The 8,914-nt window shown below is 28.7% G+C and carries 5 protein-coding genes; 1 reads left to right on the top strand and 4 read right to left on the bottom strand.

Features of this window, described 5'->3' with window-relative positions:
* Nucleotides 1-11: 11 nt before the first annotated feature.
* On the bottom strand, nt 12-1,565 hold the full coding sequence (locus B3Z56_RS11290; protein ID WP_346878798.1) for a methyl-accepting chemotaxis protein: 1,554 nt from the start codon (nt 1,563-1,565) through the stop codon (nt 12-14).
* 79 nt (nt 1,566-1,644) lie between these two features.
* Nucleotides 1,645-2,433: an SDR family oxidoreductase gene (locus B3Z56_RS11285; protein WP_346848076.1), complete on the bottom strand. Its 789-nt coding sequence runs from the start codon at nt 2,431-2,433 to the stop codon at nt 1,645-1,647.
* A gap of 237 nt (nt 2,434-2,670) precedes the next feature.
* Between B3Z56_RS11285 and B3Z56_RS11280 the strand changes: the two genes are divergently transcribed.
* The gene (locus B3Z56_RS11280; RefSeq protein ID WP_346848075.1) at nt 2,671-3,306 is read left to right on the top strand and encodes a DNA-3-methyladenine glycosylase; all 636 of its coding nucleotides are present in this window, start codon (nt 2,671-2,673) and stop codon (nt 3,304-3,306) included.
* Nucleotides 3,307-3,339: 33 nt separating this feature from the next.
* Here the strand turns inward: B3Z56_RS11280 and gltX are convergent, their stop codons facing one another.
* Complete coding sequence (gene gltX / locus B3Z56_RS11275; protein ID WP_346848074.1) at nt 3,340-4,995, bottom strand: glutamate--tRNA ligase; 1,656 nt, start codon at nt 4,993-4,995, stop codon at nt 3,340-3,342.
* Between the two features lie 226 nt (nt 4,996-5,221).
* Nucleotides 5,222-8,914 carry a BREX-1 system adenine-specific DNA-methyltransferase PglX gene (gene pglX, locus B3Z56_RS11270; RefSeq protein WP_346878797.1) on the bottom strand — a complete coding sequence of 1,231 codons (3,693 nt, stop codon included), beginning with the start codon at nt 8,912-8,914 and terminating at the stop codon, nt 5,222-5,224.

Below are 8,914 nucleotides of genomic sequence, written 5' to 3'. Positions count from 1 at the left end.
ATAGCTTCATTTTAATTCTTTTCTAATACTAAATCTCCCATTACAATACCTACCACTTGTCCACTATTATTCTTTATAGGTACTGAAAGAGCTATACAATATCCATCAGTATCAGAAGATATATAGGGCTCTGACTTATATACTAATCCTTTAATGGATTCTTTAAAGTATGGTCTATGAGAATAATTACAATATAACTCTTCCCTGCTTCCCTCAAGGGTTATCCCTTTAGTATCTCCATTTATATCCATAACTGATAGTAGATAAAAGAACGGATATTTTTTCACAAATTCTTTTAATGTTTTATTACACTTAGTTTCTTCTAAACATATTATTGTGCCTTCTTTTGCAACACTATTCAAAATATTTTTAGCATTATTTATATATTTTTCAGTATCTTCATCTAAAATATAATTTTGTGCAAAGGATGATATTATAAGCTTCATATCTTTATTCATATTTACAACTTCTTTGATATTATCAGAAACACGCTTTACTACCTTAAGTTGAACCTTAGAACTTTCTGCTGTATTTTGTACATGAATGGTAGTTTTAGAAACAAAATTAGAAATACTATTTATAGATAGCTCTATATTCCTTAAATTTATATTTTGCTCCTCAATAGCTTTATTTATTTCTTGTATAGAGTTTAATGTATTCATACTAGAACTAGATATAGATTGAAAATTTTCACTATTTTTCTTAGCGTATGAAATAGATTCTTTTATAACTGATAAATCTTCTTCCATTATAGATCCAAATTCATATATATCTTTTTGAACATTATCTGTTATCTTTTGAATTTCATCTGCTTGTACAGATGACATTTCTGCCAACTTTCTTATTTCCTCAGCCACTACAGAAAAACCCCTTCCAGCTTCTCCTGCTCTTGCAGCTTCTATGGATGCATTTAAAGATAATAAATTTGTAGTACCACTTATTTCTTTTACAGTATCAGATATATCTTGAATTTTTTGTGCACCAATTTCTAAGGCTTTTATCCTAAGAGAGAGTTCCTTTTCCAAGCATAGTGATTTTTCCATCTTATTAATAAGTTTATCAAACTCACTCTTGCTTTCACTTACAGATTCCATCATTGACATAGCTGTTTTTTCCACGCTATGAGAATTTCTAACCATAGTCCCATGATTTAAAACAATACTTTCTATATCACTTCTAACAGATACAACTTTATCAACCTGATTATTCATATCATCCGATATGGTGGTTATAGATTCTACATTTTCAACCACATGTAACTCCATATTTTTCATATCTTTACTTAAGACATCACAGTTTATAAGTATCCTATCACTAATTTCTGTAGATTTTCCTATAAGCCTTCTAACCTTTATCATAAAGTCATTGGAATAAACTATTAGTTCTTTTATTATTTTAATTTTGTTTGCCTTTAGTTTCTTTGTTAAATCACCTTGAGCAATTTTCTCCATTTCATTAGTTAGCCTTCTTATTGAACTTCTAATTCTTATATTAAATATAGAAACTATGATTAAAGTCACAATAAGAATTCCGATTATACCCCAAAATACATCTTGTGTTTTCAAATTTTTACCCCCCTATATGAAATTAAAGCCATATAATATATAATTATACATTATTATTAATACATTTCCTACAAAAATATTACTTATTAAGTAAAATAGCCGAATTTTGGATAAATCCAACGGTTTTTCCCAATAGTTTTCTAGGTAAAACCTTAGATATTCCTATAGCAATTTTATTTTTAATCCCAGGTATAATTATGCTTCTTCCTTTCATAAATTCTTTATACCCTATTTCAGCAACTAACTTAGGCGACATAGCTCCTCTTAATTCTCTTTTGCCAGCTCTTTGATGAAAATCTGTTTTTGTAGTTCCTGGACAAAGTCCACTTACCTGAATATTATACTTTTTAAGTTCGATTGATAAAGCTTCAGTTAAAGATAATACATAAGCTTTTGATGCATAATATACTGCAGTATAAGGTCCTGGTTGATAAGCACCAGTAGATGCCACATTTAGGATTTTTCCACCCCCATTTTTAATCATTTCATTAGAAATTAAATATGTAAGCTCCGTTAAAGCAACCATATTAGTTTGTATTACTAAACGATGACTTTCCATATTAATTTCATGAAATAGACCACAATAACCTACACCAGCATTATTTATTAGTACATCTATCCTTATATCTAAATTTATAATTTCATTAAAAACCTCATTTCCACTATGAGATTTAGATAAATCTTTCTCAATTATAATTACTTCTATTCCATAAATCTTTGATAGCTCCTCTTTAATCCTTTTTAAAACTTCAATTCTTCTGGCAACTAAAATTAAGTTATAGCCATTTCGAGCAAATATTTTACTAAACTCATATCCAATTCCAGACGAAGCTCCAGTAATTAGCACTGTTTCTATTTTAATTTTCATATATAATTCCTCCCTGAAAATTCAAACTATACTATCATAAAATAGTTAATATTTATTTTTTCATATATATAATACAGATTTAAATTATTAATTCAAATTTTAATTCAATCAAATGAAAATTACTAGATATTTTATCTTTATATAGATATATTATAAATAATCTAAGCGATTTTAACCTAAACTATATAGTATAAAAGATTAAATATTACATTTGTAAAATAAATATGGAGGATATTTATGAAATTTGAAAACCTTTCCCTTGATTTTTTTCGTAGGGATGCAAGAAAAGTTGCTGAGGACCTCTTAGGTAAAATAGTAGTAAGGAATTATATGGGATATAAGCTTACTGGTAGAATTGTAGAAACTGAGGCTTATGTGGGAAAAATTGATAAAGCTTCTCATGCCTATAACTATAAGAAAACCACTAGAACGGAACCTTTATTTAAAAGTGCTGGTATAGCCTACGTATATAAAATATATGGAATGTATAACTGTATGAATATAGTAACCGGTTGTGAAGGCGATCCTCAAGGAGTCTTAATTCGTGCCATTGAACCAATAGAAGGTATTGAAGTTATGAGTGAAAACCGATTTAATAAGCCTTTTACTAAGCTTAAGCCTCGAGAAATATTAAATCTCACTTCTGGTCCTGGAAAACTATGTATAGCCCTTAATATAGACAAATCTTTAAATACCCATTCTATATTAAGTGAGGAATTATCCTTATATGCTGACGATTTTAAAGATTTCAAAATTGTATATTCTAAAAGGATTGGCATTGATTACGCTGAAGAGGCAAAAGATTTTCTTTGGAGGTACTATATTGAAGGTAATAAGTATGTTTCAGTTATAGATAAAAAATCATCTCTATAAAATTACAGAGATGATTTTTATCTATATTTCTAATTATAGTTTCAAAAATTTAGCAAATCTATTTCTAACTGTTTCTTCCCCCATTATTTGCATAATAGTATAAAGGTCTGGTGTATTATTTCTATAAGTTAATGCCGTTCTTACACATCCAGCTACATCTGAAACCATACCTTTGTAATTTTCAGGATTTTTCTTAAAGGCTTTTCTATCTGTAGCGTACCCTAATTCTACAGCTACTACTTTTAACTCTTCAAACCAAGTATCCTTATCAGTATTAAAATTATATGCCTTAGCATAAGCTTCTATTACCCTTTTAGCTTCTGGTAAATCTATATTCTTAGGAAATTCTATTTCTTCTACAGTACTCTTAAATAATACATCAAAAAAGAAGAATATTTTTTCCTTAACATCATTCCATTTAGCAAAATCCTTTCTAGGTTTTGGTCCTTCTTTATCAATATTGAATATTTCTTTACACATTAATTCATTGTTAGTTACTATGTCATACATTTCCTTATCATAATTCTTAGCCCAATTTATATAGTAGTCATATACCACATCAGCCTTTAACTTGCAAATTACATTTTTACTTACGTCACTTAATTTTACAATATCAAATAAAGCACCACTTTTACTCATCTTATCTAGATATACTCTAAATTCATGATAATCAGATGATGGATTTTCTTCTCTCCACTGTTCAAAAGTAGAATTTATTATATTAAGTAAATATTCTATAACAGATATCATAGGATATCCTTCTTCATCATAATAACTTACTGCACTTTCGGGATCTTTTCTCTTAGATAACTTTCTTTTAGAATCTCCATCTAACTTCATTATTGTAGGAGTATGTGCATATTCAGGTCTATCAAATCCAAGAATATCAAAGAGTTGAATATGAATTGGAAGAGATGATAACCATTCTTCTCCCCTAATTACAGTAGTAGTTCCCATTAGCGCATCATCAATAGCATGAGCAAAATGATAGGTTGGAAGTCCATCAGATTTAATTATAACTATATCTTGATTGCTTTCTGGGAAAGAAATATCACCTTTAACTAGATCGTGAAACTCAACTCTGTTTTCTGGATTACCTGGAGATTTTAATCTTATAATATATTTTTCACCTTCACCTATTCTTTTTAAAGCTTCTTCTGGAGATAAATTTCTACAGATTGCATATTCTCCATAATATCCTGGAGTTAATTTTTCACTAATTTGTTTTTCTCTCAGTTGTTCTAGATCTTCTGATGTACAAAAACATGGATAAGCAAGCCCCTTTTTAATTAGATCTCTAGCAAAAGTTTTATATATCTCTTCTCTTTCGCTTTGTCTATAAGGACCATACTCACCTTTAGATGTATTATCCCCTGTCATACCTTCTGTAAAATCTAACCCAAACTTATGCATGGTATTTATAGTATCTTCTATAGCACCAGCCACTTCTCTTTTTTGATCTGTATCTTCGATTCTTAAATAAAAAACTCCTTCACTTTGAGTAGCTATTCTTTCATCTATTAATGCAGAAAATACTCCTCCTATATGTTGAAACCCTGTTGGACTTGGAGCATATCTAGTAACCTTGGCACCTTCTTTAAGGTTTCTCTTGGGATACTTTGAAATATAATACTCAGGCTCCTTATCAATGTTAGGGAAAATTGTATTTGCTAATATTTCATAATTCATTTTACTCACCTTACCTTATATATTTATTAATTACCTCACACTTTAGCTTAATCCATTTTATATAATACAACTTAATAATACAATTTAGCATTTTATATAATATGAGATATGTAGTAATCTTATTTAAAGTTTACCTTATATAAAACTCTATTAAATATTAATCCATTTTAAATATTACCATAAAATAAAGTATAATTGTACCCCTATATGTTTTAATATAAACTCCTTAGATTTTATATAAAAGATTTATCTTAGTTTCTTTTCCATTTGTTTTCATAATTTTGATACCTTGGAATTTATCATAATTTTCTTTAATTCCTTCATCTAAGTTAATGGATTTTTTTTCATTAGCCATATACGCAACTATTTCATCATATTCAATGAGTTCTTCTATTTTCCTTTTTAACTTTTCACTTTTTTTCCTAGCTATTGCTCTTTCCTTAGCACTATATTCCTGTGAGTCTTTTATTAGCTCCAATGTACTCAATTCACCTTCATATTTCCGTTGCATAAGATGAATATATTCTGTCCTCAATAAAGCTACAGTTAAGTCGTCATATCTATGAGCATATACCAATGCTTTAAATCCATCATTCTTACCTGAATCAAATAACCAATATATAGGTTTCTTTCCATAAGCTTTTATATGATCCTTATAGAATTCCTTAAAGAAGTATCTTCTAATGCTTTGCCTTGAAGTTTCACTATCTTTTTCGCCTAAAATATTGGCTATAAAATTAAGATTCTCTTCCAATACTTCATTTCCATAAACTGCTTTTAAAAATTCAATGAACTTGGTCATTAAATCTTCTGAAAAATATTTTTCTTCTGTTATAGGCATTATATTATCAACCTTAGGCATAAAACTTGAATTAACCCATCTATTATCATTTACTTTTCCAGTGGAATCTATTTCTACTTTCTTAACTCTATGATTTTTAAAATCCCATTTATCTTGGAAGTTTCCACCTCCATACACTAACCCATCAACATCTATTGAATATCTACCCATAATACATCCCACTGCAAAAGATATTAAAGATTTCACTTCTCTTTCTACCTCAATTCTCCTTAATGTTATATCTTTATATGATACATCCGGGGATAATTCTTCATTTAAACCATAAACATCTATGAAAATTTTATTTAACTTCTCTTCATTATTTTTAAGTTTCTCAATAATTTTCATATTTTCTTTTTCCCAAAGTTTAAATCTAGATTCTATGGTTACATCCTTAACTTTTTTTTCTCTTAAGCCTCTCATCAATGGATGAGTTCTAAAGTTCCATGATGTCTCAAAGTCATTCCATTCCGCTTCACTAATGGCTATGTTTTCTTGTACAATTTCATCAATGGTAGATTTTATTTCTTCTTTAAATATATCTTCATGTATTGGAACATTCTTCAAATCTCCTACTTGTATATTATAGGTTGGATTCATTATATCTAAAAACATATTAGCAACTTTGCTGCATAACAATGCTAGTACTACCTTTTCTAGGTCTTTATCATCAAAGAATATAGAAGATCCAGCAACGTCAAATATGAACCCCTGAGGAGAATACCTTACTCCCATATTTTCAGAAATAAAAGTGTATGTAAGACCACTTTTAAAATAAAACTCCTCATTTTTTATAGTTCTACTATATGATTTATATAACTTTGCTGCATAATCTTTTACTTCACTGCCATCATTTTCCCAATTAATCACATATCTATTATTACCAAACCACTTTCTGTATTCTCCACCTTTGTTATATGGAAACCATTTTTTCTTACTTAACAAAGCTTCATCTCTATCAGCAGCTGAAAAATTAATTTCATTTATATCAACTTCATACCAATCTCTTAAAAACCGTTTATTATCTGATGTAGCCATTCCTTGTCTAGGCTTTGCAATATTTTCAAACTTATGTAAATTAGAAAATAAATTTAATACATTATCATTTACCCAATAAGCAAAAGGTTTTGTTGGGATTGTCATTAGTTTTTTTAGCCATATACTGTAAATCCCCTCTCTCTCCATTCCACTACAAACTGACTTAATCTTTATTTTCTTTTCCAAAGCTGTTAACTCTTTAGTAAGGTCTACAATTCTCGTTTTATATTTAGGAATTTCACTATTTTGATTTATAAAAGCAACATTCTGTACTATGGTACCCACATTATCTTCAAATACTCTAGATCCTAAGTGAATCATGCTAATAAAAGTACTGTCTTCTAAAATCTTATTTCTAAGTTCTAAAAAGCTACTTAAAAACATCCATGAATGCTGATTTACCATGGCATATATTCCATCTTCTTTAAGATAGTTCTTACACACTTCCATATACACAGAAAATAAATCATGCTTTGATAAAGGATAATGGTTGGTCAAATATTTAGCTAGGGTATCATTAGCTCCCCTTAGTCCCATATAAGGTGGGTTAGTAATACAAACCTCATATTTAATACTCATTATTTCTCCCTGATTAATGAGCTTTGGTAATTTATTTAACAGTATCTGTCTATAATCACTAAATACTAAATTATTTTCTTCATTTATCTCTCCTAACCGTTCTTTTAACCTCTGAAAATTCACCTTCTCAACTCTTAATATTGATCCAAACTCTTTACCATCCTTAAAGGTATTTACTAAATAAGATAAATCACCTCTTAGCTCTTCATCTTCCTTTGCGAAATATTCTATAATTTCATAAGTAATACCATTACTTTCTTCTATAGCTACTATATTAAGCTTCAAAGGATTTTTTTCAACTTCTCTGAAAAATCTTCTATTATACGCTCTAGCCTTCATAATAAGACAGAACATACCAATTTGACTAGCTCTTAAATCTATATCTAATCCAAATATATTATTTTCTAAAATTTTTCTTGAAATCTCTCGCTCTGGATAAGCTGCAGATTTGTAAATTTTATAAAGCACATCAAAGGCATATAACAATATGTGCCCCGAACCCATACATGGATCAAGAACCTTTATATCCTCAGGATGTAAATTTTTTCTCCCCAATTTAATATTATGTAAAATGTCATCTATTTCGAAATCCTGAATGCCTTCCTCTAAATAATATTTTAATTCATTCTTTAAATTTTCATCCTCATGCCCTTGAATCCATATGGTTCCTAATGAATTTTCTACTAAGTATTTCACTATCCACTTAGGAGTAAACAACTGAGTAGCTGCTGGAATGTTTTCTTTAGTTATTTTTACATTTTTCTTTAGATCATCAAAAACCTTATCCTTCTTTTCAGATATATAATACTGATACATCCACCCTATAATTTCTACTTCCTCTTTCCAGTCTTCTTCATCTATGTCATTGCACATTTTCCTTAGTATGGAACCTTCTTCTAACAAATTATCAGGAAATAACAATTCTGTATAATCTTCTATTTTTTCAAATAAACCAGGAATAATATTCCCTAATTCATTACATTGTCTTATTAAAATATATTTATATAGATTTTCTCTATCAGAATTTTTACTACTATCTAACAATTTATAGACTAAATCTGAATCTAGTCTCAACTCTCTTATAACTTCACCAACCCTAAATAAAATATCTGGTTCCATTTTACCTGGTATCTCTGAAGATATAATTCTTATTCCAATGGGCAAATAATCATGTACTTCCATATACCTTAAAGCTATAAACCTGTTAAACCAAGTATATGCCACTTCTTCCACAACTTCATCTAAAGATTTTGATTCTATTTCCTTTATTAGTGATTTTCTATGCTTAGGTGAAATATTAAATATTTCTTCTCCACCCACTACTTTAAATCCACTTTGAACCACTTCTATATCTCTAATTCTATTATCTTCAATACCTATTTTATACGCTCTATCTTTTATTTTTTCAATAAGATTACTTCTTGCCCAAGTGGCAAAAGCCTTAACTTTATTCTTATTCAT

Source organism: Clostridium sp. UBA7791, assembly GCF_002480755.1.
Lineage (GTDB): Bacteria > Bacillota > Clostridia > Clostridiales > Clostridiaceae > Clostridium_J > Clostridium_J sulfidigenes.
This window is presented reverse-complemented; position numbering and strand designations above follow the sequence as displayed.

Bases quoted from the DNA above. Each gene is read 5' to 3' on its own strand.
- pglX (WP_346878797.1), bottom strand. From the start codon at position 8,914: ATGAATAAGAATAAAGTTAAGGCTTTTGCCACTTGGGCAAGAAGTAAT.
- B3Z56_RS11285 (WP_346848076.1), bottom strand. From the start codon at position 2,433: ATGAAAATTAAAATAGAAACAGTGCTAATTACTGGAGCTTCGTCTGGA.
- B3Z56_RS11280 (WP_346848075.1), top strand. From the start codon at position 2,671: ATGAAATTTGAAAACCTTTCCCTTGATTTTTTTCGTAGGGATGCAAGA.
- gltX (WP_346848074.1), bottom strand. From the start codon at position 4,995: ATGAATTATGAAATATTAGCAAATACAATTTTCCCTAACATTGATAAG.